General features: G+C 72.8%; 19 protein-coding genes. 10 read left to right on the forward strand and 9 right to left on the reverse strand.

Annotation, left to right across the window (positions count from 1 at the left end):
* Positions 1-17 precede the first annotated feature (17 nt).
* Complete coding sequence (locus EOT10_RS25705; protein WP_127830699.1) at positions 18-2417, forward strand: cation-translocating P-type ATPase; 2400 nt, start codon at positions 18-20, stop codon at positions 2415-2417.
* Positions 2418-2430: 13 nt separating this feature from the next.
* Here EOT10_RS25705 and EOT10_RS25710 read toward each other — a convergent pair whose 3' ends face one another.
* The 3 genes from EOT10_RS25710 to EOT10_RS25720 all read right to left on the reverse strand — a co-directional run bounded on the left by EOT10_RS25710 (position 2431) and on the right by EOT10_RS25720 (position 7655).
* Positions 2431-3303: a calcium-binding protein gene (locus EOT10_RS25710; RefSeq protein ID WP_317617361.1), complete on the reverse strand. Its 873-nt coding sequence runs from the start codon at positions 3301-3303 to the stop codon at positions 2431-2433.
* Positions 3304-3498: 195 nt separating this feature from the next.
* Positions 3499-6642, reverse strand: a complete 3144-nt coding sequence (locus EOT10_RS25715; protein ID WP_127830751.1) for a sacsin N-terminal ATP-binding-like domain-containing protein — start codon at positions 6640-6642, stop codon at positions 3499-3501.
* A gap of 89 nt (positions 6643-6731) precedes the next feature.
* Positions 6732-7655, reverse strand: coding sequence for a DUF3027 domain-containing protein (locus tag EOT10_RS25720; protein ID WP_127830701.1), 924 nt, complete (start codon positions 7653-7655; stop codon positions 6732-6734).
* 335 nt (positions 7656-7990) lie between these two features.
* On the opposite strand from EOT10_RS25720, the gene EOT10_RS25725 reads away from it, so the two are divergent.
* From EOT10_RS25725 to EOT10_RS25740, 4 genes are all read left to right on the forward strand, one after another.
* Positions 7991-9532 carry an MFS transporter gene (locus tag EOT10_RS25725; protein ID WP_127830702.1) on the forward strand — a complete coding sequence of 514 codons (1542 nt, stop codon included), beginning with the start codon at positions 7991-7993 and terminating at the stop codon, positions 9530-9532.
* A 103-nt stretch (positions 9533-9635) separates the two neighbouring features.
* On the forward strand, positions 9636-10115 hold the full coding sequence (locus EOT10_RS25730; RefSeq protein WP_127830703.1) for a DUF2771 domain-containing protein: 480 nt from the start codon (positions 9636-9638) through the stop codon (positions 10113-10115).
* Positions 10085-10792 (forward strand): futalosine hydrolase, encoded by a 708-nt coding sequence (locus EOT10_RS25735; RefSeq protein ID WP_127830704.1) that lies wholly within the window; start codon positions 10085-10087, stop codon positions 10790-10792. The genes EOT10_RS25730 and EOT10_RS25735 overlap by 31 nt, the downstream gene beginning before the upstream one ends.
* Positions 10789-11649: a 1,4-dihydroxy-6-naphtoate synthase gene (locus tag EOT10_RS25740; RefSeq protein WP_127830705.1), complete on the forward strand. Its 861-nt coding sequence runs from the start codon at positions 10789-10791 to the stop codon at positions 11647-11649. The genes EOT10_RS25735 and EOT10_RS25740 overlap by 4 nt, the downstream gene beginning before the upstream one ends.
* A gap of 176 nt (positions 11650-11825) precedes the next feature.
* On the opposite strand, the gene EOT10_RS42890 is transcribed toward EOT10_RS25740, so the two are convergent.
* The 3 genes from EOT10_RS42890 to EOT10_RS25755 form a co-directional block, all read right to left on the reverse strand.
* Positions 11826-12209 (reverse strand): cold-shock protein, encoded by a 384-nt coding sequence (locus tag EOT10_RS42890; RefSeq protein ID WP_127830706.1) that lies wholly within the window; start codon positions 12207-12209, stop codon positions 11826-11828.
* 227 nt (positions 12210-12436) lie between these two features.
* Positions 12437-13093, reverse strand: coding sequence for a hypothetical protein (locus tag EOT10_RS25750; RefSeq protein WP_127830707.1), 657 nt, complete (start codon positions 13091-13093; stop codon positions 12437-12439).
* Between the two features lie 160 nt (positions 13094-13253).
* The gene (locus EOT10_RS25755) at positions 13254-14879 is read right to left on the reverse strand and encodes a transposase (RefSeq protein ID WP_223281191.1); all 1626 of its coding nucleotides are present in this window, start codon (positions 14877-14879) and stop codon (positions 13254-13256) included.
* Positions 14880-15095: 216 nt separating this feature from the next.
* Between EOT10_RS25755 and EOT10_RS25760 the strand changes: the two genes are divergently transcribed.
* Positions 15096-15344, forward strand: coding sequence for a hypothetical protein (locus tag EOT10_RS25760; RefSeq protein WP_127830708.1), 249 nt, complete (start codon positions 15096-15098; stop codon positions 15342-15344).
* Here EOT10_RS25760 and EOT10_RS25765 read toward each other — a convergent pair.
* The gene (locus EOT10_RS25765) at positions 15323-16009 is read right to left on the reverse strand and encodes an HAD family hydrolase (protein ID WP_431313322.1); all 687 of its coding nucleotides are present in this window, start codon (positions 16007-16009) and stop codon (positions 15323-15325) included. The two genes, EOT10_RS25760 and EOT10_RS25765, sit on opposite strands and share 22 nt — an antisense overlap.
* A 22-nt stretch (positions 16010-16031) precedes the next feature.
* Positions 16032-17021 (reverse strand): hypothetical protein, encoded by a 990-nt coding sequence (locus EOT10_RS25770; RefSeq protein WP_127830710.1) that lies wholly within the window; start codon positions 17019-17021, stop codon positions 16032-16034.
* Positions 17022-17162: 141 nt separating this feature from the next.
* Here EOT10_RS25770 and EOT10_RS25775 point away from each other — a divergent pair, with 141 nt between their 5' ends.
* On the forward strand, positions 17163-19676 hold the full coding sequence (locus EOT10_RS25775; protein WP_127830711.1) for a helicase-associated domain-containing protein: 2514 nt from the start codon (positions 17163-17165) through the stop codon (positions 19674-19676).
* A gap of 92 nt (positions 19677-19768) precedes the next feature.
* Positions 19769-21418 carry a DNA repair helicase XPB gene (locus EOT10_RS25780; RefSeq protein ID WP_127830712.1) on the forward strand — a complete coding sequence of 550 codons (1650 nt, stop codon included), beginning with the start codon at positions 19769-19771 and terminating at the stop codon, positions 21416-21418.
* 59 nt (positions 21419-21477) lie between these two features.
* Here EOT10_RS25780 and EOT10_RS25785 read toward each other — a convergent pair whose 3' ends face one another.
* Positions 21478-23760, reverse strand: coding sequence for a heavy metal translocating P-type ATPase (locus EOT10_RS25785; protein ID WP_127830713.1), 2283 nt, complete (start codon positions 23758-23760; stop codon positions 21478-21480).
* Positions 23761-23902: 142 nt separating this feature from the next.
* Here EOT10_RS25785 and EOT10_RS25790 point away from each other — a divergent pair, with 142 nt between their 5' ends.
* Both EOT10_RS25790 and EOT10_RS25795 read left to right on the forward strand, forming a co-directional pair.
* The gene (locus EOT10_RS25790) at positions 23903-24844 is read left to right on the forward strand and encodes a DUF8832 domain-containing protein (protein WP_127830714.1); all 942 of its coding nucleotides are present in this window, start codon (positions 23903-23905) and stop codon (positions 24842-24844) included.
* Positions 24845-24965: 121 nt separating this feature from the next.
* Positions 24966-25655, forward strand: coding sequence for a copper homeostasis protein CutC (locus tag EOT10_RS25795; protein WP_127830715.1), 690 nt, complete (start codon positions 24966-24968; stop codon positions 25653-25655).
* The last annotated feature ends 132 nt before the right edge of the window (positions 25656-25787 follow it).

The raw sequence follows: 25787 nt of genomic DNA on the forward strand, positions 1-25787 counted from the left end.
CCCGTACTGTCGTTTGCATGACGCACATCGACGCGGGCTCCGAGCTGGACCCGGTCCACCCGGTGCCGGTCCCCACGCGGGCGGCCGGGCTCACCGCCGGCGAGGTGGCCGAGCGCGTCGCGCGCGGCGAGGTCAACGACATTCCGGTCCGCAGTTCGCGCTCCGTGACCGAGATCGTCCGTGCGAACGTCTTCACCCGGTTCAACGCGATCATCGGCGTGCTCTGGCTGGTCATGCTCTGCGTCGCGCCGTTCCAGGACAGCCTCTTCGGCTACGTCATCCTGGCCAACACCGGCATCGGCATCATCCAGGAGTGGCGCGCCAAGAAGACCCTCGACTCCCTCGCCGTCATCGGCGAGGCGAGACCGACGGTCCGGCGCGACGGACGCGCCACCGAGATCTCCACCTCCGCCATCGTGCTCGGCGACCTGATCGAGATCGGGCCGGGCGACAAGATCGTCGTGGACGGGGTGTGCGCCGAGGCGGACGGCCTGGAGATCGACGAGTCCCTGCTCACCGGCGAGGCCGACCCCGTACTCAAACGCCCGCGCGACCTGGTCATGTCCGGCAGCTTCGTCGTCGCGGGCGGCGGCGCCTTCACCGCCACCAAGGTCGGCCGCGAGGCCTACGCGGCGCAGCTCGCCGAGGAGGCCAGCCGCTTCACCCTCGTCCAGTCCGAGCTGCGCTCCGGCATCTCCACCATCCTCAAGTACGTCACCTGGATGATGGTCCCGACGGCGATCGGCCTCGTCATCAGCCAGCTCGTCGTCAAGCAGCACGCCTTCAAGGACGCCGTCGCGCGGACCGTCGGCGGGATCGTGCCCATGGTCCCCGAGGGGCTCGTCCTGCTCACCTCCGTCGCCTTCGCGATCGGTGTGATCCGCCTCGGCCGCAAGCAGTGCCTCGTCCAGGAACTGCCCGCCATCGAGGGCCTCGCCCGCGTCAACGTCGTCTGCCTCGACAAGACCGGCACCCTCACCGAGGGCGGCATGGACATCACCGAGGTGCGCGCCCTGGGCGGCGCCGACGAGGCGTACGTCGCCAAGGTCCTGGGCGCGCTCGGCGAGTCCGACCCGCGGCCCAACGCATCCCTCCAGGCGATCATCGACGCCTACCCCGACAGCGAGGAGTGGCGCTGCACCGAGTCGCTGCCCTTCTCCTCCGCCCGCAAGTACAGCGGCGCCTCGTTCAGCGAGGGCGACGGCACGGACAGCGCGTGGCTGCTCGGCGCGCCCGACGTCCTGCTGCCGCCCGGGCACCACGTCCTCGCGGAGACCGAGGAGCTCAACCACCAGGGCCTGCGCGTGCTGCTGCTCGCCCGGGCCCGCGGCGACCTCGACGACCCCGCGGTCAAGGAGGGCGCGGAGGCCGTCGCACTCGTCGCCATGGAGCAGCGTCTGCGCCCCGACGCGGCGGACACCCTGCGGTACTTCGCCGAGCAGGGCGTCCACGCGAAGGTCATCTCCGGGGACAACGCGGTGTCGGTGGGCGCGGTCGCCGGGAAGCTGGGCCTCGCGGGCGCCCGGGACACGGTCGACGCCCGCACGCTCCCCGCCGAGCGGGCGGACATGGCGAAGGCGCTCGACGAGAACACGGTGTTCGGCCGTGTCACCCCGCAGCAGAAGCGCGACATGGTCGGCGCGCTCCAGTCCCACGGGCACACGGTCGCGATGACGGGCGACGGTGTGAACGACGTCCTCGCCCTGAAGGACGCCGACATCGGCGTCTCGATGGGCTCCGGCTCGGAGGCGACGCGGGCGGTCGCGCAGATCGTGCTCCTGAACAACAGCTTCGCCACGCTGCCGTCGGTCGTCGCCGAGGGCCGCCGCGTCATCGGGAACATCACGCGCGTCGCGTCCCTGTTCCTCGTCAAGACGGTCTACTCGGTGCTGCTCGCCGTCCTCGTGGTGTGCTTCCAGGTCGAGTACCCGTTCCTGCCGCGGCACCTGACGCTGCTGTCGACCTTCACGATCGGCATCCCCGCGTTCTTCCTGGCGCTCGCCCCCAACAAGGAGCGGGCCAGACCGCACTTCGTCCGGCGGGTCATGCGGTACGCGATCCCCGGCGGGGTCGTCGCCGGGGCGGCCACGTTCCTGACGTACATGATCGCCCGGCACTACTACACGGGCGCGGGATCGCTCGGCGCCGAGACGAGTTCGGCGACGCTGACGCTGTTCCTCGTGTCGATGTGGGTGCTCGCGATCATCGCGCGGCCCTACACCTGGTGGCGGGTGTGCCTGGTGGCCGCGATGGGCGTGGGCTTCCTGTTCGTCCTCGTGGTGCCGTCGCTCCAGAAGTTCTTCGCGCTGAAGCTGGTCGGGGCGGCGATGCCGTGGACGGCTGTGGGCATCTCGGCGGTGGCGGCGGTCGCCCTGGAGTTCCTGTGGAAATGGGTCGACCGCCGCTTTCCCGTGTGACGGGGGGTTGTGACTAGCGCACGTCGACGTAGTCGCTGGCCGACGTCACGGCCGGGGTGGTGGAGGTTCCGGCGAAGCTGTAGCGCCAGTAGCCGTCGTAGGCCGCCGTCACGGTGGTCTTCAGACCGCCGGTCGAGGAGGACGTCACCGTCTTGACGGTGGTGTAGGTGGTGGTGCCCGCCTTCTTGAACTGGAGCTTCACGGGCTGGTTGGTGTAGCCCGCGTACGTGTAGTTGTCCCAGTTGGCGCGGGTCAGGGAGCCGGTGACCGTGAGGGTCTTGCCCTTGGCGACGGGCTCGGGGCCGGCGTTGGTGGTGAGCTTCGAGTAGCGCTTCATGCCGAACGTCTTGACGTTCTCCCGCTGGGAGTAGTCGCCGTCCTTGCCGCTCGCGATCGCCCACGTCTTCCACGAGCCGGCCGCGGCGTTGGCCAGGTCGGCGTGCGGGTCGATCGTGAAGGTCATCGTGCAGGTCGCGGTGGTGGCACTGGTCGTGGCGCAGTTGTTCGCGTCACCGACCTGCTGGCTGGGGACGGACCCGTAGTCGGAGTGGTCGATGTCCGTGCCGTGGTACAGCACGGCGTAACCCGTGCTCGTGTCGATCCCGGAGTTGTCGGTGGCGGTGAAGGTGACGGTGACGGTCTTCTTGGCGGTGGTGCCGAGCACCACGTCCTTGCCGCCGTTCACGACGACGTTGGATATGGCGGTGTCGCCCTGCTGGTCGTCCGCGGTGCCGGTCGCCGAGAAGGCGGTGGCCTTCGGCGAGGCGGACTTCGACGCGTGGGCGGTGGCCTGCGAAGCGGCGGCGCGCACCTCGGAGTTGCCGGCGGCCTGCGCGGCCGGGACGATGACGGCCGTCAGGGCCAGGGCACCGAGAGACGCGGCCACAGTGGCACGAATACGCATGTGTTCCCCAAGTTGGAGAAGGGGTCCCGCGGTGCGGATGCCTTCACGCGGGACCAGATTGATCTAGGAGTCTGTTGACTCGCGAGATCAGACATGCGCCGGGAGTGGCAGGTTGTACGCGGGCGGGAGATTTTGTGACCGGTTTACACAACCCCGGTCTCCCCGTTACGAACGCCCTCAGTCGAACCAGCGGTCCCGGGCCAACTCCGCCGTGCGTGACGGGTCTTCGAGCAGGGCGGCGACCTCGAAGCGGCGTGGCCACTGGCCCGCCGCCCACGCCAGACCCGCCGCCACTCCTTCGAGCGTCGAGGCGTGGACCGTGCCGTCGGGCGTGCGCCGCCAGTCGACCTCCACCCCGGCGACGAACAGCTCCTCGTGCTCGATGTACGTCTCCGGGGTCGCCGCCCCGAGCAGAGTCCGTACGGAATCGGGCACCGGGTGCTCGGCGCCCTCCTCGGTGACGTCCGCGTCCGCCGTCGCGCTCAGCCGCCTCACCTGGAACAGCTCGGCGAGGTCCGCGGCGCGCGCCGGGCTCACCGGCAGCAGGGCCAGGCCCCCGGCGAGCGGCAGCAGATCGGGGGCGTCGGCGACCACGGCGTCGGCCGCGTCCACGACCCTGACCTCGCCGTCGACCACGGCCCGCAGCTCGTCCGGGAGCGTCACCTGCTCCGGGTCGAGGTCGGCGAGCGCCCCGTACAGGGCGTGCAGCTGGGCCGCGCCCACCTCGCGGTCCGGGTCGGCGAGACGGTCGAGGAGTTCGGCGGCGCCGCCGGGCTCGTCGAGGAGCGCGGCGACCGACGTGCGCACGCCGAGGGCGCGCAGCACCTGCTCGTCGTCGAACCCGGCCGCGTCGGCGGCGTCGTAGAGCCCGGCGAGCAGCGGGTCGCCGCCCGCCGCGCGGAGCCCGGCCGGGCGGCGCCCGTCGAGGACGGGGTGGTCGCGCAGCCACCACGCGGTGTACGGGCGGACGATCTCGTGTGTGCCGTCGGGCAGCAGGACCCGTACGGGCTGGGTGAGGGCGTCGCGCAGCGGGGGCCGGGAGAGGAGGGCGAGGGCCTGGGGCCAGTGGTCGTCGTCGACGAGGTCGAGGTCGCGGACGGCGACGAGTTCGGTGGCGACGGGCGGCACGGGCGTGTCGGGCAGCCGGTCGAGGACGTCCTCGCACCACACGTCGACCGCGTCGAGCAGGCCCGCGTCGTCCGGCTCGGCGAAGTCGCCCTCGCGGGGGTCGAGTTCGTCCGGGTCGAGGACCACGTCGGTGGCGCGGACCAGGGCGAAGCCGGCGAGGACCCCGCACGCGGCGAGCGGCTGCTCGCCCCACCGCTCGGCGAGTTCGCCGTCCACCATGCCCAGTTCGCCCTCGCGCACGACCTGCGCGAACGGGCTGCCGGGCAGCACGAGTTCACCGGCGGGCGCGAGCTCGCCCTCGTCGTCGGGCAGGGCGAGCGCCCCGAGCCAGGGCTCGTCACCGGGTTCGAGGTTGGCGTCCCGTACGAGGGAGAGGACGAGGTCGGCGAGTTCGTCCGCGTCGACCCCGGCCTCCTCGCCGAGGGACCAGGAGTCGTCGTCGAGCGAACCGGCGACGGCCGCCCGCACCTGAGGTGTCGTCAGGACGGCGCGGGGCGTCGCGGGCAGCGCGCCCAGCTTCTCCAGGAGGGGGTGCGCGGCGTCCACATGGGCGACCTTGAGGCCGAGCCGGGCCAGGGTCTCGCCGGGCGTGGCGTCCGGCATGGGCAGCAGCACCTGCCGGGGGCCGATCGTCGTACGCCCGCCCGCGAGCGGCACCGGAAGCCCGGTGAGCCGGTCCGGGTCGACGCCCGCGAGGCTGTCGTACAGGCGCCGCCACCAGTCCGGGTCCTTCTCAAGGCCTGCGAGCCGGTCGATCGCCTCGGTCAGCGGGACGCGGGCGACCTCCAGGGTCCGCAGCTCGACGCGGCGTTCGAGCCCGGCGGGCAGCAGGCTCGGCAGCACCTCGGCGAGGACCTGTACGGTCTGGGCGCCCGCGCCCTCCACGACCTCCGCCTCGCGCGGCCGCAGCGTCTCGGGGAGTCCATCGGCGTCGTCCGGGGTGCGGGGCAGCGCGGGCGGCAGGAACGCGGTGCGGGGCAGCCTGGCGAGGATCGCGCCGCGCAGGCTGCCGTCCACCGCGCCCCGGCCGAGCGGGCCGGGCACCAGGCCGAGGATGCCGGTGCCCACGGGCCGCCAGCCGGCGAGGAGTTCGGCGTAGGCGTCGGCGGCCCGTTCCACCAGGAAGTCGGTGAGCGGTCCGGGGGCGGCGTGCCGCCGGGTCGTGTCGAGGGGGAACGACGCGATGAGCAGCGCGGGCACGCCGAGGGGTTCGTCGCTGGGGGTCGGCGCGTGCAGCACGGGCGCGCTGCGCGGCGGCACCGGTGTGCCGTCCTCGTCGACCGGGACGGCCCAGGTCACGGACCAGTGCGGGCGCAGCCGCTCTTCCAGGGGCCGGTCGGCGAGGAGCGCGGCGTCCAGCGGTCCGGTGCGGACGAGGACGTGCCAGCGGGTCGTGACGCTCTCCCGCGTGCCGTCGGCGCCGACGCGCTCGTCGTCCACGGCCACGTACGGCCCGTCGGTCCTGCGGCGCAGGACGCGCGTGCCGGAGCCGGTCTCCACGACGACCTCGTCGAGGCCGGGCAGGGCGAGGAGCAGGGTGTCGTCGATGGCGTCGACGAGCCGCGTCGCGAGCTCCTCGGCGGCGGGGTCGCGCAGCGGCAGGATCACGACGGTGTCGTACGGCTCCGGGGCCGAGCCCTGCGCGGCGAACGGGAGCCGGAGCAGTGGCACGTGGCCGTCCCGGCGGCGCAGCTCGTCGCCGAGGCCGGGGCTGTGCCGGGCCGTACCGGCGGTGAGGTCGCGTGCCTCGGCGAGCGACCAGCGGACCCCGCCCGTGCGGCCGACGACCGCGGGCTCGTCCGTGACGGCGAGGACGGCGGCGAACCCGACGCCGAAGCGGCCAACGGCGCCGTCGCCCTGCTCGCGCTTGGCGGAGGCGCGCAGCGTGGACAGCGACTCGACACCGGCGGCGTCCAACGGGGCGCCCGTGTTCGCGGCGGCCAGCACCCCGTCGCGCAGCGTGAGGGAGAGCCGGCCGGGCACGCCCGCGCGGGCGGCGGCGTCTGCCGCGTTCTGGGCGAGTTCCACGACGAGACGGTCTCGGTAGCCGCCGAGGGCGAGGTCCTCCTCGGCGTTGGCGTCCTCACGGAAGCGGGCCGGGCTGCCGGTCCAGGCGTCGATGACCCCACGCCGCAGACGGCCCGTCCCGAACGGGTCCATCCCCTCGGGTGCCGGGCGCACGATCTTGCTCATGCTCACGGTGTGGTCTCCCTCTGCCGTTCACCCAGGCCAACCCTGGCGACGGAGACGCTACCGCGCGTGCGCGCGTAGACGCGCCGGGGCTACGAGTGCCCCAGATCCTCCGTGCCGTCGGGGGCCGACGGGACCGATCCGGAGTCCGGCGCCGGGCGCAGCGGGAACGGGTCCACGCGGGTCTCGTCGATCACCGGTGCCGCGGGCCGCGGGGGCTTCGGCATGACGGCCGCCTCGGAGTGGCCGCCGCAGCCGTACGCGAGGGAGACGACGTGGCCGTCGGCCGGGGAGAACTCGTTCGCGCAGACGCCGAAGGCCTGGCCGAGCGAGCCGCCGATCGGCGCGAGGAAACCGCAGGACACACAGGTCGCGGGCGCCGCCTGCGCCATCTGCGTCTTCGCCCCGAACCCCTCGTCCCAGCGGTCGGCCGCGACATGCAGGCCGTACCGGGACAGGACCCGGGCACGCCGCATGCCGAGCTCCTCGGCGACGGCGGCGATGGAGCCGCGCTCGGGCGCGACGGGCAGCTCGGCGGGCGGTCCCGCCGTCAGTTCGGCGTCCTCCGCCTCGGCGAGCTCCGCCATCTCCTCGGACACCGCGGAGTTCGGCGGGGGCGCGTCCTCACCCGAATAGCCGGGTTCGAGGCGAAGATCCTCGGCGTCGGTCGGCAGCAGGTCGCCGGGGCCCATGTCGCCGGGGCGCAGCCGCTCGCTCCACGGCACCCACTCCGGGGCCATGAGCGCGTCCGGGCCCGGCAGCAGAACCGTCTCGTCGAGGGTGACGACCTTGGCGCGCGACGCCCGCGCCACCGTCACGGCCCACCGCCAGCCGCGGTAGCCGAACTCCATGCATTCGAAGAGATGCGTGACGACCCGGTCGCCCTCGACGACGATGTCGACGTGCTCGCCCACGACTCCTGGCGCGGCGGCCTCCTCGGCCGCGGTCCGCGCGAGGCCGACCGCCTCGGCGCACAGGCGGTCAGGGGTGCGGCTTCGCGTTGTCGCTGCGCTCACAGGTATCGCTTCTCTCCTACGCCGTCTCACGAGTGCGCCACCTTGCGCGGGGGTACGGACGGAGCGGACCAGGGGGCCGCGTCGACGTCCGCGCCCGAACGTCCCCGGGCGCACCTACGTCACCCATTCTGACGGATGACCGAGAGGCGCGCGGCCGAGCACAGCTGCCGCAGGCGCGTTACGCACGCTACCTTCTCCCGGCCCGTGCGCCCACACCGACGTACAAGTAGCTGTGTCCTGCAACACCCTCCGGGAGAGTTTCCGGGGGCGCTCACCTGCGACCCGCTCCGGCGATATCGGTACTAGTCACCACGTTCCGGGGGCACTATGGCTGGGTGACCTCCACCAGGTCGTCATCGCGGAAGGCAGGCGGATCGGGCCCGGTACGCCGGGCGGTCCGCGCTGTGGGGCGTGCCCTGCACCTGCCCTTCACGGGCACCGCGCGCGGGATCCGCAAGGCGACCCACGCGCACGGCGCGGGCGAGTCGGGCCTCGGAAAACTGATCGAGCTGCACGGCGTGAACGGCGCCGGCGACGTCATGATCACCGTGGCGCTCGCCTCCACGGTGTTCTTCTCGGTGCCGACGGGCCAGGCGCGCGGGCGCGTCGCGCTCTACCTCGCGATCACGATGCTGCCGTTCACACTCCTCGCGCCCGTGATCGGCCCCCTCCTGGACCGGCTGCCGCACGGCCGGCGCGCCGCGATGGCCGGCTCGATGCTGGCGCGGGCGCTCCTCGCGCTCGTCCTCGCCGGGGCGGCGGCGGGCGGCGGCCTGGAGCTGTACCCGGCGGCCCTCGGCGTCCTGGTCGCGTCCAAGGCGTACGGGGTGGTGCGCAGCGCCGTCGTGCCACGTCTGCTGCCACCACGGTTCTCCCTGGTCAAAGCGAATTCGCGGGTGACCCTGGGCGGGCTCCTCGCCACCGGTGTGGCCGCGCCGGTCGCCGCCGGGCTGCACATGGTCGGGCCGAGCTGGCCCCTCTACGGCGCGTTCGTGATCTTCATCTCGGGGACGGTCCTGTCCTTCCAGCTGCCGCACAAGGTGGACTCCGCGAAGGGCGAGGCGAAGGCGCTCCTCGCGGCCGACGAGGAACATCTGCACGGCCCGCACCTGCATCTGCACGTCCCGCACCGGCCAGGAAGCGAGGCCGACCGGAAGGCGAAGGAGGCCGCCGACGAAGCCGCCGGAGTCTCCGCCGGGAGAGCCGCCGCCGAGAAAGCCGCCCAAGACGCCAAGGACGCCAAAGCCGCCAAGGACGCCGCCAAGAAGGAGAAGCGCCCCAGTCTGCGCACCGTCGGCCCGGCCGTGACGCACGCGCTCGTCGTCAACGCCTCCCAGCGCTGCCTCTCCGGCTTCCTGATCTTCTTCCTGGCGTTCCTGCTGCGCGACCACCCCATGTCGGGCCAGAGCGCCGCCGTGTCGCTGAGCATCGTCGGGGTCTCGGCGGGCGCGGGCAACGCGCTCGGCACGGCCGTCGGGGCGTGGCTGAAGGCGCGGGCGCCGGAGATCATCATCGTGACGGTGGTGGCCGTGGTCGTGGGCGTGGCGGTCCTGTCGGCGCTGTTCTTCAGCGCGGCCTTCACGGCGTGCCTGGCGGCCGTCGCCGGGTTCGCGCAGGCCCTGTCCAAGCTCTCCCTGGACGCCCTCATCCAGCGCGACGTCCCCGAACAGGTCCGCAACTCCGCGTTCGCCCGCTCCGAGACCACCCTCCAGATGGCGTGGGTCGTCGGCGGCGGCATCGGCATCTCCCTGCCCCTGAACGGAGCACTGGGCCTCGGAGTGGCCGCGGCGATCGTCGGAACGGGCTGGCTGACGACCGTGAAAGGGCTGCTCGCCGCCGCCCGGCACGGCGGACAGGCCCACGGCCGCGTCGCGTGAGACCGCGCGCGAGAGGGCGCGGCGGACGTCCCGGACCGTGCGGGCATGCGGCACGCCGCACCCGCATGGCGAGTGTGTGCGAGCCGCCAGATAGCCTGCCCGCATGACCTCCCTGCGTTTCACTGTGCGCCACCGCCGCACCGTGGCAGCTGCCGGCGCCGTCGCCGCCGGGCTGCTCGTCCTCTCGGCCTGCGACAAGCCGACGCCGCTGGCGACCGTCACGGTCGGCACCTCCACGGTGACGTCGGAAGCCGCCTGCTACAACGACGGCAAGGCCCTCACGCCGTCCGCGCTCAAGGACTGCCTCACGAGCGAGAAGGACATCAAGTCCATCAAGGTCGACCCCGACGCGACGGTCCGCTTCGGTGTGGACCCGAAGATCGCCGACAAGGGCTGGACCCTGCTGATGAACGGCCAGGCGCTGACCGACTCCAGCAAGAAGACGTACCGCACCGTCCCGGGCAGCGTGTTCTTCAACCAGCAGTACGGCGCCACGGGCAACGCCACGACGGTCAGCATCGTCGAGGGCAGCGGTACGAACGCGACCGGCCTGTGGTCGTTCAAGCTCAAGAAGGACGCCTGACGGACACCGGGCGGGTGCTGATCGCCACCGCCGTCCCCGCGGAGCGGGACGCGGTGGCCGGAGGCCTGTCCGGGGCGGGCGCCGCGTCCCCTGCCGTCGATGTCGTCGCGGTGGGCGTCGGGCCCGCCGCCGCGGCGGCCGGAACCGCCACCGCCCTCACCACCGCCGCCCTGTCGGGGCGGCCGTACGGACTGGTCGTGTCCGCCGGTATCGGCGGCGGGTTCCAGCCGGACGCCCCCGTCGGCTCCGTGGTCGTCGCCGACGCCCTCACCGCCGCCGACCTGGGCGCCGAGACCCCCGACGGCTTCCTGCCCGTCACCGAGCTCGGCTTCGGCACCGTCACGCACCTCCCGCCGCCGTCCCTCGTACGGGACGTCGCCGCGGCGGCCGGCGCGCGCACCGGCACCGTGCTCACCGTCTCCACCGTCACCGGCACCGCGGCCCGCGCCGCCCAGCTGCTCGGCCGTCACCCCGGCGCCGCCGCCGAGGCGATGGAGGGTTTCGGGGTCGCCGAGGCCGCCGCCGCGCACGGCGTGCCCGTCCTGGAGATCCGCGCGGTGTCGAACGCCGTCGGCCCCCGTGACCGCGCGGCCTGGCGTATCGGCGACGCGCTCGCGGCGCTCGCCGACGCGTTCGGGAAGTCCGCGCACGTACTGGAGAGTTGGACTCACACATGACGCACCCCGAAGCGGACCTCAGGATCGCCTTCTCGCCCTGCCCGAACGACACGTTCGTCTTCGACGCGTGGGCCCACGGCCGGGTTCCCGGCGCCCCCGCCCTCGACGTGACCTTCGCCGACATCGACATCACGAACGGCGTCGCGGAGCGCCGCGACCCCGCCTTCGACGTCCTCAAGGTGTCGTACGCGGTCCTGCCGTACGTCCTCGACGACTACGCGCTCCTGCCGTGCGGCGGCGCGCTCGGCCGGGGCTGCGGCCCGCTCGTGCTCACGCGCGAGCCCGGCGTCGACCTGACCGGCAGGACGGTCGCCGTCCCCAGCGAGAAGTCGACGGCCTACCTGCTGTTCCGGCTGTGGACGGCGGACGTGCTGCCAGGCGGCGTCGGCGAGATCGTCGTCATGCCGTTCGACGAGATCATGCCCGCCGTGCGGGACGGCAAGGTCGACGCGGGTCTCGTCATCCACGAGGCCCGTTTCACGTACCAGAACTACGGCCTGCACTCCCTCGCCGACATGGGCGAGCACTGGGAGTCGACGACGGGCCTGCCGATCCCGCTCGGCGCGATCATCGCGAAGCGCTCCCTCGGCGGGGACCGGCTGCGACAGATCGCCGACGCGGTCCGCACGTCGGTCCGCATGGCCTGGGACGACCCGCAGGCCTCCCGCCCCTACGTCCTGGAGCACGCCCAGGAGATGGACCCGTCGGTCGCGGACCAGCACATCGGCCTGTACGTCAACGAGTTCACGGCAGACCTCGGCGAGAACGGCTATGCGGCGATCCGCGGCCTGCTGACGCGCGCAGCGGCCGAGGGCCTCGTGCCGGCCCTCTCCCCCAACGCCCTGTCATTCCCCTGAACACGGCGGCCGCCGGACGGAGTCCGGCACAGCCGCCCGACGCCTGCGAAGCAGCGCGAGGGCGGCAGAAAAGAGGGGCCGCGGCGATCCGCGGCCTGCTCACCCGCGCAGCGGCCGAGGGCCTCGTGCCGACCCTCGGCCCGGACGCGCTCGCGTTCCCGTAAGGACAGCTGCGGCTATACGTCGAGCTGGTCGGCGACCGCGCGCAGCAGGCCCGCGATCTTCGCGCCGGAGGCCTTGTCCGGGTAGCGGCCCTTCTCCAGCATCGGCGTGATGTTCTCGAGGAGCGTCGTCAAGTCCTGGACGATCGAGGCCAGTTCGTCCGGCTTGCGGCGCTGTGCCGCGGCCACCGACGGGGTCGGGTCCAGGATCGCCACGGAGAGCGCCTGGTCGCCACGCTGCCCCGCGACGACGCCGAACTCGACACGCTGGCCCGGCTTGAGTGCGTCCACGCCGGCCGGGAGTACGGAGGAATGCACGAAGACGTCGCCGCCGTCGTCGCGGGAGAGAAAGCCGAAGCCCTTCTCACTGTTGAACCACTTGACCTTGCCAGTCGGCAAAGCACACACTCCCTCGATCGGTCCCGGACGCTCCTGAGACGCCGACTGAACTGCCGTCGAACCACCCTACCGGGGGTTTCTCCAACGAGACATGCCTTAAAACGGGACTGAGTCCCTGCCTGTGCAGGCGCCGACTCAAAGTGACATGACACGAATAATCGAGAACGAGCGCTGCGCCTGAAGTCAGTCCCACCTGCTGATCCCTCCCCCGGCCTGCCGGACGGACGCTAAGGGACGTCTGCGTGCGCCGAGGGCTTGAGCCCCAGGTGGGCCTGCTGCACTCGTTCGACCTGGAGCTTGGCCGCCAACTCGGCACGCTCGCTCGTGACGGCCTCCTCGGTCCCCATGGCGAAGGTCCACAACACGGTCGTCCCTATCCGTACCTTGTCGTGGTAGATGGACACGGGGTGCTCGCCATTCAGGAGCGAGCTTGACGCAGCGCTCTCGTCTCCGAGCGCCGGAGTCTTCGCCCCGTCAGCCCGCTTGTCGTAGTCGGGCATCGCCTCGTACAGGAGCTGTGCGGCGCTCACGGTGCGGCAGGAGTAGACGGTGAAACTGAACCTGAGCCACTTCGTGGTCCGCTGCGCCCCTCGTGTGAAGTTTGCCGTGCCGGTGGCGATCACGTCGTTGCATGCGTCGCCGGCCACGACCTGGCACAAATAGCCATGTGTATCGATCTGGCGTGAGCCGATCTGTCTCCAACCGGGCAAAGCTTCCTTGTCCGGCAAGGCGGCTTTGACGTGGCGAGCCTTCAACGTGCCTACAGGCCTCGCCGTCGGCATGCCGTCGGCCCCACCACCGGAACCACAGCCCGCCAGCAGCACCGCCGCCGCCACGATCGCGGCCGCTTGGTATCCCGACCGTCTTCGTGCGTTCAAATTCATGTGCCCCACCCCTTGATTGACGTGGCGCGATCATACGTAGCCGCATGGCACGCCCCGGGTAGACCGGATCGCCGCCGACAACCGGCCCGTTTCGCACTTCTGCCCGAACGCACTTCGGGACCTCCACCAGACGCCCCCGATTGTTCCTACGCGCTGGGAACTACCGTTCCTGGAAGCTGAGCGGAAGTGCGTCCTGTTGCCAGGGCTGTTGCTCAGCCGAACACCCCAAACGGTGTTGGGTGTTCTGGTCGCCCGCTTTCTTGCCACTGTCGGGCGACACGCATCTGGTGCGTGGTCCGGGTGTGTGGGGGCGGGGTTCCTCACGCTGTCGGGTGTCCGGTCCGGCCTGGACGGTCCGATGCCCGTACCCATCGCTCTGGTGAGTAGGGGGCGGTGCCGTCCGTCGCCGGATCGGGTGCCCGAGGGCGCGTCGCCCGATCGCGATGCTTGCCGCATCGTGCCGGGTGGTCTTGCGGGTGCGTGTGGTCAGCGGCTGTTGCCAGTGCTGGGCACCCCACCGGGAGGTGTAGGCCGGATCCACCGCGACGACGGCGATGTCCAGCTCGGCGGCCATAGATACTAGGCGGGCCTTCAGCTTCGCCGTGGGAAAGCGGGAGATGAGACGACGGAAGCGCTTGTTGCGGCCGTGCTTCTCACGGGACTTGCCGTCGGTGAAGTCCAGGTCTTCGATGGCGATCGCGGCAGCCCCACAGCGGCGGGTGTGGTGCAGCAGCCGGGTCAGCGCGTGCCGGATCTGGGCGTCCCGGTGCGCTGCCATGCCCGACAGGTCGTAGAAGAAGCGCCGGGGTTCGCCGACCGGGTTGCCGTGGGTGTCGAGGTGCCAGGCGGCAAGGTGGTCGTCGTTCATGTCCATCCCGACCACACCCCGTGCCAGAGCTGCCGTCAGGGGCAGGACCGGGACGGCGTTGCGTTGCCAGGACGCGGTCACGTACCAGCGTCCGCGCACGTGGTCGTGGTGGATGCGGTAGGCCACAGACCGGTTCGCAGTGATCCGGTCCAGCCATTCCTGGCCCCGGTGCTTGAACGCCACCGTCGCGTCTAGGACGTAGCGGCCGCGCGGGGCGTTGGCCACATGGGTGAGGGCGGCCGGGAGCTTGAGGGAGATCTCTCCGGTGCCGGTGATGCGGATGGTCTCATTGCCGAAGCGTTTACCGGTCTCACCATCGGCGGCCAGGAACATTCGCGCCGTCTGCCACCGCTCGCGCCAGGTTCGCTCATCTAGTCCGGCCTCGTCCAGATGGTGACGTAGGTGGGATAGGCGTTTGCCGCCGCGCACCAGGTGCACCCGGCCCGCCGCCCAGTCCGCCGCCACGCCGGCCAATCGGCCCTTCAGTGCGTGCAGCCGACGGGACTTGGCATGCCACTCGGATCGCGACCCGTACCCCCGCGCCAGCCCCTCCCGCTTAGACGCCTTCGCACCCAGCGGTCGGGCCATGCGTGCCTCGACCTGCCCGATCTGCCCCCGCAGCCACACCATCTCCGCCAGCTGGCCTCGCCTTGCCAGCGCCCACTGGTCGTGCGTGGCCTTGGTGATGCTGCCCGCCCACCGCGCGGATGAGTCCCCGGTCAGCTCCCGCTTGCGGGCCGCCCACCCGGATGCGTCATGCGTCAGGCCTTGCCGGGAACGGACCGCGAGATCCCCGGCCGCCAGCGAACCCAGAAACACACCGACCTCTCGCAGCACCGCCGTATCCCGGTCCGACAACCGCAGCCGGTCCCGGATGGCCACCCCCGAGGTGCCCGGCACCACGAACGATGCCTTCAACTCCCGCAGCCTGCCCACCTGTTCACCCCCAGCGCCATGTCGAAGATCTCGTTCACCGCAGTCAACGAAACCCGCCCGCAAAGGTCACCCGTTCGCCCCAAGAACTTCTGTTCCCAACCCTGGGAAGCCCCCGCACCACACAGCCGCGCCTCCTGCACCCCTGCTCAGTCACACACACGAACGCAGTCCGGCGGCAGCACTCCGTACCCTGGTCGGGTGCGTGACAAAACCCAAGCGAATTCCGCCGGACCCGGTGACGGCCTCGTCAAGGCCGGCGGCATCGTCTTCATCGTCGGAGCCGTGGCCACCCTGGTCACGATGGCCCCTCTGTTCCTCGGGACCCACCCGTTCCCGCCCGTCGCCTACGCCGTGTGCATGCTGATGGGCGTCGGTTTCCTCATCGCCGCGGCCGGGGTGCTGCGCGGGATCGCCGCGCAGCGGCGTCAGGCCCGCTCGGCCACGTAGCGCTCCAGCCAGGCCGGGAACCCGGTCAGATCCGCGAGGACGACGTCCGCTCCGGCGGCGCGCAGCTCGGCCGCGTCGCAGGGGCCCGTGGCGACCGCCACGGACAGTGCCCCGGCGCTGCGGGCGCCGCGTACGTCGCCGGTGTGGTCGCCGACGTACACGGACGCGCCGTGCTCGCGCAGCGCCGTGCCCTTGGCCTCCGCCCACAGCCAGCCGATGACCTCGTCGGGCTCTATGCCCAGGTGCGCCAGGTGCAGTTTCGCGTTGGGCTCGTGCTTCGCGGTGACGACGATCGCCCTCCCGCCGAAGGCCCGCACGGCGTCGACGGCCTCGCGGGCGCCGGGGAGCGCGAGGGTCGGCTGGATCGCGTACTCCGGGTAGATCTCCCGGTAGCGGTCGCCGGCCTCCTGGATGCGGTTCTCGGGGAACCAGCGGACCAGCTCCTCCTCGAGCGGCGGGCCGAGCCGCCGGACGGCCGCGTCCGCGTCGATCGGGACGCCCGTCTCCGCGGAGAGCGCGCGGTAGGTGGCGTGAATCCCGGGCCGTGAGTCGATCAGCGTCATGTCCAGGTCGAAGCCGACCGTGGGGCCGACCGTGGAGCCGATCGTTGGGTTGTTCGTGGGGGCGGCGGTGGTCCGGTGTTCGTAAGGAGCCATGCCAGCCATTGTGCCTGGGCGTACGAACGGGTCACGGCCGTCGCCGCTGTGACCTCCACACCACGAACAGCGCGGAGGCGACGGCCGCTCCGCGCACCACCCACGGCCAGGTCTCGCCGATGGCGGCGCTCATGTGCCCCTGCGCGATCGGCTCGCCCCAGCGCCCGGAGTCACGGCCCCACAGCCACACCAGGCCCGCGGTGACCGCGAGCCCCGGGAGCCACAGGACCGCCCCCTTCGACTCGGCCTCGCTCAGCCGCCGGGACGCGTAGGCGATGATCCAGCCGAGGCCCAGGGCGAACCAGTTGCCCAGGACCGCGCCGGCGACCAGGAGGGCGGCGGCGAGCAGCAGGAGCGGGTTGGACCAGGTGGGCAGGGACGGCAGCCGGCGCCGGGCCCGCGGCTCGCCGTCCTCGGCGGATTCGTCCGCCTCGGGCTCGTCGGGCTCCCCGGGCTCCTCCGCCTCCGCCCCGGCCTGCTTCGGGAAATCGCGGCCCGGCGGCTTGAGGATCTCCGGGATCTCCACGCCGCCCACGAACCCCGGCACGCTGTCGCCCACCCCGAACGGGCTGCTGTCCACCCGCCACCAGTCCGGCTCCGAACCCGGCCGCCCCAGCTCTTCCGTCCCCGCGAGGTGCGGCGGCGACGGGGCGTCCACGGCGTCCCCCGGCTCCACGTCCTCGCGAGGCCCCGGCACGATCCGCCGCAGCCCGCGGGGGCGCTGCTCCTTCGACCGCTGCTCCTTCGACCGCTGCACCGGCACCGCCGCGCGCGGCTCCGCCGGTTCGGCCGGTCCGCCGCTCGCTCCCGTCACCACGGCGTCCGGCGTGCCGAGCCGGTCCAGGATGCGCCGCACCGCCGCCGGGCTGTCCCCGCCCACTCCCTTGCGCCGCGCCTCGATCTCGTTGCGCAGCTCGGACACCAGGCGCATCCGGGTGCCGGAGGGCAGCTGGCGCTGCTGAGCCAGGTCGCCGACGCGGCTCAGATAGTCGAAGACGAGCTGATCGCTCTCGATCCCCACGAAGTCCCCTCCGGGGTGGCGGTGTTGACGGTTCCTTCACCCGTTTTACGACGTTACCGTGCCCGGCCCGGCACCGGGGTCCCCTTCCGGGCCCAGCGGCGCCGCAGCCCGGCGGGCCGGTCAGGCGCTACCGTGAACCGGATGAGCACTCACGAGCCGGACCGCGCCGCCGAGGACGGGCGCGCGCCGGGCAGCACCGCCCCTCGGTCCCTCGCCGAGGCGCTGCGCGCCCGCGACGACGCCTCCCTCGGCGCACTGCTGCGCGCCCGCCCCGATCTGCTCAACCCCGTCCCGAACGACCTCACCCAGCTGGCCACGCGCGCGGGCACCCGCGCCTCCGTGATCCGCGCCCTCGAACACCTGGACAGGTTCACGCTCCAGACGGCGGAGGCCCTGGCGGTCGCCCCGGACCCCACCACGTACGGCACGCTCCTCGCCCTGCTGGCCGGGGACGAGGGCGGTGACGCGGGGGCCGACGCCCGTACCGTCACCGCCGTCCTGCCCCGCGCGGTGGCCACCCTGCGCGAACAGGCCCTGCTGTGGGGGCCCGAGGACCGGATCCGCCTCGTGCGCACCGCGCGTGAACTGCTCGCGCCCGCGCACCGGCGGCCCTCCCCCACCGGCCTCGGCCCGACCGTCGTGGAGGCCACCGCCGGCATGTCCCCCGGCCGGCTACAGGAGATCGTCACGGCCGCCGGACTGCCGTCCACGCACGACCCGGTCTCCGCCGTCGCCGCGCTGACCGCCCTGTTCACCGACCGCGCCCGGATGTCGGCGCTCCTCGACGAGGCGCCCGCGGACGCCGTCGAGGTCCTGTCCCGGCTCGTGTGGGGCCCGCCGTACGGCCAGGTGACCGCCGAGCCGGCCGCCCATCTGCGCTGGCTCCTGGACCGCGGCCTTCTCCTGCCCACCGCCCCGGGGACCGTCGTCCTGCCCCGCGAGGCCGCGCTCCATCTGCGGGGCGGGCGCGCCCACCGGACCGTGGAGCCGGTGCCGCCCACCGTGGAACCGGCGGCCACCCATCGCTTCCCCGTGGTGAACGCGACCGCCGCGGGCCAGGCCTACACCGCGCTCGCCACCGTCGAGGAGCTCCTCAAGGACTGGGACGAGGGCGGCCCCGCCGTCCTGCGCGCGGGCGGGCTCAGCGTCCGCGACCTCAAGCGCACCGCGGCCGCCCTCGACACGACGGAGGCGCTGGCCGCGTTCTGGACCGAACTCGCGTACGCGGCCGGTCTCGTGGCGTCCGACGGCGAGGCCGACGAGCAGTACGCCGCGACGCCCGCCTACGACGAGTGGCTGGAGCTGCCCGCCGCCGAGCGCTGGGCCCGCCTGGTGACCGCGTGGCTGCCGGCCACCCGCGCGGCCGGTCTGGTCGGCGGGCGGGAGGGGGCGGCGGCCGTGTCCGCCGCCGGGCGCACCCTGTCCGCTCTCGGCCCGCACCTGGACCGTTCCGCGGCTCCCGAGGTACGCCGCCGGGTGCTCACGCTCCTGTCCGAGCTCCCCGAGGGCGCCTCCCCCGACCCGGAGACCCTGCTCGCCCGTCTGCGCTGGGAGCGGCCCCTGCGCGGCGCGGCGCCCGACGACGACGGCGACCCCGACGACCTGCGCGCGCGCATCGCCCGGTGGACGCTCACCGAGGCGGAACTCCTCGGCGTCACCGGGCGCGGTGCGCTGTCCGAACACGGGCGGGCGCTGCTGGGCGAGGGCCCGGACGCGACGCCCGCCGAGCAGGCCGCCGTACGACTGCTCGCCCCCCTCCTCCCGGAGCCCCTGGACCACGTACTGCTGCAGGCCGACCTGACGGCCGTGGCGCCCGGGCCGCTGGAGCGGCCGCTCGCCGAGGCCCTGGCCGTCCTCGCCGACGTGGAGTCCAAGGGCGGGGCGACCGTGTACCGGTTCACGCCCGGGTCGGTGCGCCGGGCCCTCGACTCGGGGCGCGCCGCGTCGGACCTGCACGAGTTCCTGACCACGCACTCGCGCACGCCCGTGCCGCAGCCGCTGGCCTATCTGATCGACGACGTGGCCCGTAAGCACGGGCATCTGCGGATCGGCGCGGCCTCCGCGTACGTGCGCTGCGACGACGACGTGCTGCTGGGCGAGATCCTCGCCGACAAGCGCTCGGCCGGTCTGCTCCTGCGGCGGATCGCGCCGACCGTCCTCGCCGCGCAGGCCGACCCGGCGGCGCTCCTGGAGGGCCTGCGCCAGATGGGTTTCGCGCCCGCCGCGGAGTCCCCCGAGGGCGATGTCCTCATCACCCGCGCCCACGCCCGCCGCACCCCGCCCCGCACCGCCCCCGAACCCGTACCGGAGGGCCCGCCGGTCCCGGACGGCACGCTCCTGACGGCGGCCGTGCGCGCGATCCGCGCCGGTGACCTGGCCTCGACGACGCCGCGCAAGCACGCGCCGGGCGAGGAGAGCGGCACGCTGCCCCGCACCAGCGCGGCGGACACGCTGGCCACGATGCAGGCGGCCGTCATGACGGGCGAGGCCGTGTGGATCGGCTATGTGAACGCGGAGGGCTCCGCCAGCCAGCGCGTCATCGCCCCGATCCGGGTGGAGGGCGGCTTCGTCACCGCCTACGACCACACGGCCGACGAGGTGCGCACGTATCCGCTGCACCGCGTGACGGGGGTCGCGGAGCTGGAGGCGGGCTGATCTCCGGCGTCCACGCGGCAACGGCGGGCGATGCGGCACACTGGACGTTTGGCCCCGCGCTCCGCGGAGCGCGGTGGAAGGGATGAACAGACGTGAACGGACCGCTCATCGTCCAGAGTGACAAGACGCTGCTCCTGGAGGTCGACCACGACCGGGCCGACGCCTGCCGGCGCGCCATCGCCCCGTTCGCCGAGCTGGAGCGCGCCCCCGAGCACATCCACACGTACCGGCTGACGCCGCTGGGCCTGTGGAACGCGCGGGCCGCCGGGCACGACGCCGAGCAGGTCGTCGACGCCCTCGTCGAGTACAGCCGCTACCCCGTCCCGCACGCGCTCCTCGTGGACATCGCCGAGACGATGGACCGGTACGGCCGTCTCACGCTGTCCAAGCACCCGGCGCACGGTCTGGTGCTGACCAGCACGGACCGGCCCGTCCTGGAGGAGGTGCTGCGCTCCAAGCGTGTGGCGCCCCTGGTCGGCGCCCGGATCGACGCGGACACCGTCGCCGTGCACCCCTCGGAGCGCGGCCAGATCAAGCAGACGCTGCTCAAGCTGGGCTGGCCGGCCGAGGACCTCGCCGGGTACGTGGACGGCGAGGCGCACCCGATCGACCTGGCCGAGGACGGCTGGGCGCTGCGTCCCTACCAGAAGCAGGCCGTCGAAGGCTTCTGGCACGGCGGGTCCGGTGTCGTCGTGCTGCCGTGCGGCGCGGGCAAGACGCTGGTCGGCGCGGGCGCGATGGCCGAGGCCAAGGCGACCACGCTCATCCTCGTCACCAACACGGTCTCGGCCCGGCAGTGGAAGCACGAGCTGGTGAAGCGGACCAGCCTCACCGAGGACGAGATCGGCGAGTACAGCGGGACGCGCAAGGAGATCCGGCCCGTCACGATCGCCACGTACCAGGTGCTGACGACGAAGCGGAAGGGCATCTATCCGCATCTGGAGCTCTTCGACTCCCGCGACTGGGGGCTCGTGATCTACGACGAGGTGCATCTGCTGCCCGCACCCGTCTTCAAGTTCACCGCCGACCTCCAGGCCCGGCGCCGCCTCGGCCTGACCGCGACCCTGGTCCGCGAGGACGGGCGCGAGTCCGACGTCTTCTCCCTCATCGGGCCCAAGCGCTTCGACGCTCCGTGGAAGGAGATCGAGGCGCAGGGCTACATCGCTCCCGCCGACTGTGTCGAGGTCCGCGTCAATCTGACGGACAGCGAGCGTCTCGCGTACGCGACCGCCGAGACCGAGGAGAAGTACCGCTACTGCGCCACGACCGCGACGAAGCGGAAGGTGACGGAGGCGCTGGTGAGGAAGTTCGCCGGGCAGCAGATCCTCGTCATCGGCCAGTACATCGACCAGCTCGACGAGCTGGGCGAGCATCTGGACGCCCCGGTGATCAAGGGCGAGACGACGAACAAGGAGCGGGAGCGGCTCTTCGACGCGTTCCGCGAGGGCGAGCTGAGCGTCCTCGTCGTCTCCAAGGTCGCTAACTTCTCGATCGACCTGCCCGAGGCGACGGTCGCGATCCAGGTGTCGGGCACCTTCGGGTCCCGGCAGGAGGAGGCCCAGCGCCTGGGCCGCGTGCTGCGCCCGAAGGCGGACGGCCACCAGGCGCACTTCTACTCGGTCGTCGCCCGCGACACCATCGACCAGGACTTCGCCGCCCACCGCCAGCGGTTCCTGGCGGAGCAGGGGTACGCGTACCGGATCGTCGACGCGGACGAACTCCTCGCCGGCGACCAGGGCTGAGCAGAGATGGGTGAGGGGCCCGTCCGCTTCGGCGGACGGGCCCCTCACGCGTTGTGTGCTCAGCCCTGGGGCTTGAAGTTCCTCAGGCGCAGGCTGTTGCCGACGACGAACACCGACGAGAACGCCATGGCCGCGCCCGCGATCATCGGGTTCAGCAGGCCCGCGGCGGCCAGCGGCAGCGCGGCGACGTTGTAGGCGAAGGCCCAGAAGAGGTTCGAGCGGATGGTGCGCAGGGTCCGCCGGGACAGGCGGATCGCGTCGGCCGCCGCCCGCAGGTCACCGCGGACAAGCGTCAGGTCGCCCGCCTCGATCGCCGCGTCCGTGCCGGTGCCCATCGCGAGCCCCAGGTCGGCCTGCGCCAGGGCCGCCGCGTCGTTGACCCCGTCGCCGACCATGGCGACGGAACGCCGCTCGCCCTGCAGCCTCTTGACGACGTCGACCTTGTCCTGCGGCATGACCTCGGCGATGACGTCCTCGGGGGAGATGCCCACCTCTGCGGCCACCGCGCGGGCCACCGCCTCGTTGTCCCCGGTCAGCAGGACCGGGCGCAGACCCAGGGCACGGAAGCGCCTGATGGCCTCGGCGCTGGTGTCCTTGACCGCGTCCGCGACTTCGAGGACCGCCCGCGCCTCCCCGTCCCAGGCCACCGCGATCGCCGTACGGCCATTCGCCTCGGCGGCCGACTTGGCCCGCTCGAGCTCCACCGGCAGCCGGATCTCCCACTCGGCGAGCAGCTTCTCGCGGCCGACGAGTACGGCGTGGCCGTCGACGATGCCCTGGACGCCGAGCCCGGGAACGTTCGCGAAGTCCTCCACGGTCCCGAGGTCGCCCGCCTCGTCGCGTGCCCCGGCGGCGACGGCCTGGGCGATCGGGTGCTCCGAGGAGTGTTCCAACGCCCCTGCGAGGCGCAGGACTTCGCGCTCGTCGGTGCCGTCGGCGACGTGGGTGGCGAGGAGGGTCATCCGGCCGGTCGTGACGGTTCCGGTCTTGTCGAGGACGATCGTGTCGACGGCGCGCGTGGTCTCCAGGACCTCCGGGCCCTTGATGAGGATGCCGAGCTGCGCGCCCCGGCCGGTGCCGACCATCAGCGCGGTCGGGGTGGCCAGGCCCAGGGCGCAGGGGCAGGCGATGATGAGGACGGCGACGGCCGCGGTGAAGGCGGCGGTGATGCCGGCGCCGTTGCCCAGCCAGAAGCCGAGGGTGGCCAGGGCGAGCCCGATGACGACGGGCACGAAGACGGCGGAGATCTTGTCGGCGAGGCGCTGGGCCGCGGCCTTGCCGTTCTGCGCGTCCTCCACGAGGCGTGCCATGCGGGCGAGTTGGGTGTCGGCGCCGACGCGGGTGGCCTCGACGACGAGGCGTCCGCCGACGTTCAGGGTCGCGCCGGTGACGGAGTCGCCGACGGCGACCTCGACGGGCACGGACTCGCCGGTCAGCATGGACGCGTCGACGGCGGAGGCGCCCTCGGTGACGGTGCCGTCGGTGGCGATCTTCTCGCCGGGCCGTACGAGGAAACGGTCGCCGACCTTCAACTCGCTCACGGGCACGGTCTCTTCGCGCCCGCCCTCGCGCACAAGGGTGACGTCCTTCGCGCCGAGTTCGAGCAGCGCCTTGAGCGCGGCGCCCGCCTTCCGCTTGGACCTGGCCTCGAAGTAGCGCCCGGCGAGGATGAAGGCGGTGACTCCGGCGGCGGCCTCCAGGTAGATGTTCCCGGCGCCGTCGCTGCGGGCGATGGTCAGCTCGAAGGGGTGGGTCATGCCGGGCATCCCTGCGGTCCCGAAGAACAGGGCCCACAGCGACCAGAGGAACGCGGCCGACGTGCCGACGGAGATCAGCGTGTCCATCGTCGCGGCGCCGTGCCGCGCGTTCGTGAAGGCGGCCTTGTGGAAGGGCCAGGCGGCGTAGGTGACGACGGGCGCCGTCAGCGTGAGGGACAGCCACTGCCAGTACTCGAACTGCAGGACCGGGACCATGGCCATCGCGATGACCGGCACGGCGAGCACGACGGCGGTGACGAGCCGCTGACGCAGCGGGGCGAGGGCATCGGCCTCCGGCTGCGCGTCCGCTTCGTCCGTGGCCTCGCCCGTGGGCCTGGGCGGCTCCTGGGCCGTGTACCCGGTGGCCTCGACGGTGGCGATCAGGTCGGCCACGGCGACCCCGCCGGCGAAGGTGACCTTCGCCTTCTCCGTCGCGTAGTTGACGGTCGCCTCGACGCCGTCCATCCGGTTCAGCTTCTTCTCGATCCGGGCGGCGCACGACGCGCAGGTCATACCGCCGATGGCCAGTTCCACCTCTGCCGCGGGGGCGGCGGAGGGTGCGGGGGCGGCTGCGTGCGCCGTCATGGTGCCTCCTCGGTCGGGACTTCTTGACCTCAGTTATACCCCCAGGGGGTATCGAGCGCAAGAAATTCTCCCGCTTGACTTCATACCCCCTGGGGGTATCTTCGGAGTCAGTCGGATGAGCCAGCCCACCCAGGAGCCCGTCATGAAGACCGCACTGAAGATCACCGCCTTCGCCGCCGCCGTCGCCGCCACCTTCGGCACCGCGTACGGGGTGGGCAGCACCGTCACCCCCGTCACCGCGGGCAAGCAGCACGGTGAACCCACCGGGCACGGCGACCACGGCCGGCAAGACGACCACGGCAACCACGGCGGGCACGGTGGAATGGCCGGGAAGGAGGCCGCCGTCCCCGGCGGTCTGCAGATCTCCGAGCGCGGCTACACCCTCGCCCTCAAGACGCCCCGCATCGCCGCCGCCGGTGAACGCACCGAGCTGAGCTTCGCGATCACCAAGGACGACACGGGCCGCAAGGTCACCGCGTACCGGACCGAGCACGGCAAGCAGCTGCACCTGATCGTCGCCTCGCGGGACCTCACGGTCTACCGCCACTTGCACCCGGTCCGCGCGGCGGACGGCACCTGGACGACACCCGTCGAGCTGCCGAAGGCGGGCGACTACCGGGTCTTCGCCGACTTCGCCCCGCAGTCGGAGAAGGAGGGCCTGACGCTCGGCGCGGACCTGTCGGTGGCGGGGAAGTACGCGCCCCAGGACCTCCCGGCCCCCTCCGCTACCGCCGGGGCCGGCGACGGCTACGAGGTGCGGCTCAGCGGCAAGCCGACGGCGGGTGCGGCGAGCCAACTCACCCTGAGCGTCAGCCGGAACGGCAAGCCGGTCACCGACCTCCAGCCCTACCTCGGCTCCTACGGGCACCTGGTCGCCCTGCGCTCCGGCGACCTCGCCTATCTGCACGTCCACCCGAACGAGGGCGGCCCCGGGCCCGAGGTCTCGTTCACGGCGACCGCGCCGAGCACGGGGACGTACCGGCTCTTCCTGGACTTCAAGCACAACGGCACGGTGCGGACGGCGGAATTCACGGTGCAGGCCGGGCGGAGCGGGAGTGATCACTCGGAGGGCCACGGTCACTGATCACCTGCCGGCGGGGGCGCTCGGCGCGTAGGCTGGCCTATTGGACTAGACCTCTATGGCCTACCCGCACCCGCCCTCGCAACCGACACACACCGATACGTACCGACCGACAAGGGGTCCCATGAGCAAGCGTGCAGTCCTGGAGGTGATCGCGCTCGGCGCCGAGGACGCGGTCGCGGCGCAGGTGGGCGGGGCCGACCGTCTTGAGCTGGTCACCGACATGGCGGCGGACGGGCTCACGCCCTCGCGCGAGACGTTCGGCCGGATCCGGGCGGCCGTCGGCATCCCGCTGCGGGTCATGATCCGGCTCGCGGACGGTTTCGCTGCGGGGGACGTGGACGCGCTGGTGGAGGCCGCGCGGGGGCTGCGCGCGGAAGGGGCCGACGAGTTCGTGCTCGGTTTCCTCGACCCGGCGGGCGGCCCCGACATGGCGGCGGTCGACCGGATCACGGCGGAGCTCGACGGCTGCCGCTGGACGTTCCACCGCGCGATCGACCGGGCGGCGGACCGGGACGCCCTGCGCAAGCGGCTCGCGGACGAGCCCGGCCTCGACACGTATCTGACGGCGGGCTCGCCGGCCGGCGTGGACACCGGGCTCGACGTCCTGGCGGCGGAGGCGGCCCGCGCGGGCGAGCCGGGCTACCGGCAGCAGATCCTCGTGGGCGGCGGCCTCCGCCTCGACCACCTCCCCCGGCTGAAGGCGGCCGGCCTGGACGCCTTCCACATCGGCGGCGCGGCCCGCCCCCAGGGCTGGAACGCCCCGGTCTCGGCGGACGCGGTACGGGAGTGGCGAGCGGCGGTCGACGCGTAGGGCTGCCGCCGGGGCATAGAGGTCGCCAGGGCGTGTCCGGTGGATCAGGGTGGGACAGGTCGCGGCGTCCGGTGCGGTGCATCGCAAGGCGCCGGAGCGTCCTGACAGCGGAGCTGTCCGGGCGTTTCGGCA

The sequence above is a fragment of the Streptomyces antnestii genome (assembly GCF_004005495.1).
In the GTDB taxonomy this organism is placed as follows: Bacteria; Actinomycetota; Actinomycetes; order Streptomycetales; family Streptomycetaceae; genus Streptomyces; species Streptomyces antnestii.

What these genes read in the sequence shown, in the direction of transcription:
- EOT10_RS25765 (WP_431313322.1), bottom strand. Translation starts at nt 16,009, where the DNA reads ATGGCTGGCATGGCTCCTTACGAACACCGGACCACCGCCGCCCCCACG.
- EOT10_RS25795 (WP_127830715.1), top strand. Translation starts at nt 24,966, where the DNA reads ATGAGCAAGCGTGCAGTCCTGGAGGTGATCGCGCTCGGCGCCGAGGAC.
- EOT10_RS25715 (WP_127830751.1), bottom strand. Translation starts at nt 6,642, where the DNA reads ATGAGCAAGATCGTGCGCCCGGCACCCGAGGGGATGGACCCGTTCGGG.
- EOT10_RS25740 (WP_127830705.1), top strand. Translation starts at nt 10,789, where the DNA reads ATGACGCACCCCGAAGCGGACCTCAGGATCGCCTTCTCGCCCTGCCCG.
- EOT10_RS25730 (WP_127830703.1), top strand. Translation starts at nt 9,636, where the DNA reads ATGACCTCCCTGCGTTTCACTGTGCGCCACCGCCGCACCGTGGCAGCT.
- EOT10_RS25750 (WP_127830707.1), bottom strand. Translation starts at nt 13,093, where the DNA reads ATGAATTTGAACGCACGAAGACGGTCGGGATACCAAGCGGCCGCGATC.
- EOT10_RS25785 (WP_127830713.1), bottom strand. Translation starts at nt 23,760, where the DNA reads ATGACGGCGCACGCAGCCGCCCCCGCACCCTCCGCCGCCCCCGCGGCA.
- EOT10_RS25790 (WP_127830714.1), top strand. Translation starts at nt 23,903, where the DNA reads ATGAAGACCGCACTGAAGATCACCGCCTTCGCCGCCGCCGTCGCCGCC.
- EOT10_RS25705 (WP_127830699.1), top strand. Translation starts at nt 18, where the DNA reads ATGACGCACATCGACGCGGGCTCCGAGCTGGACCCGGTCCACCCGGTG.
- EOT10_RS25775 (WP_127830711.1), top strand. Translation starts at nt 17,163, where the DNA reads ATGAGCACTCACGAGCCGGACCGCGCCGCCGAGGACGGGCGCGCGCCG.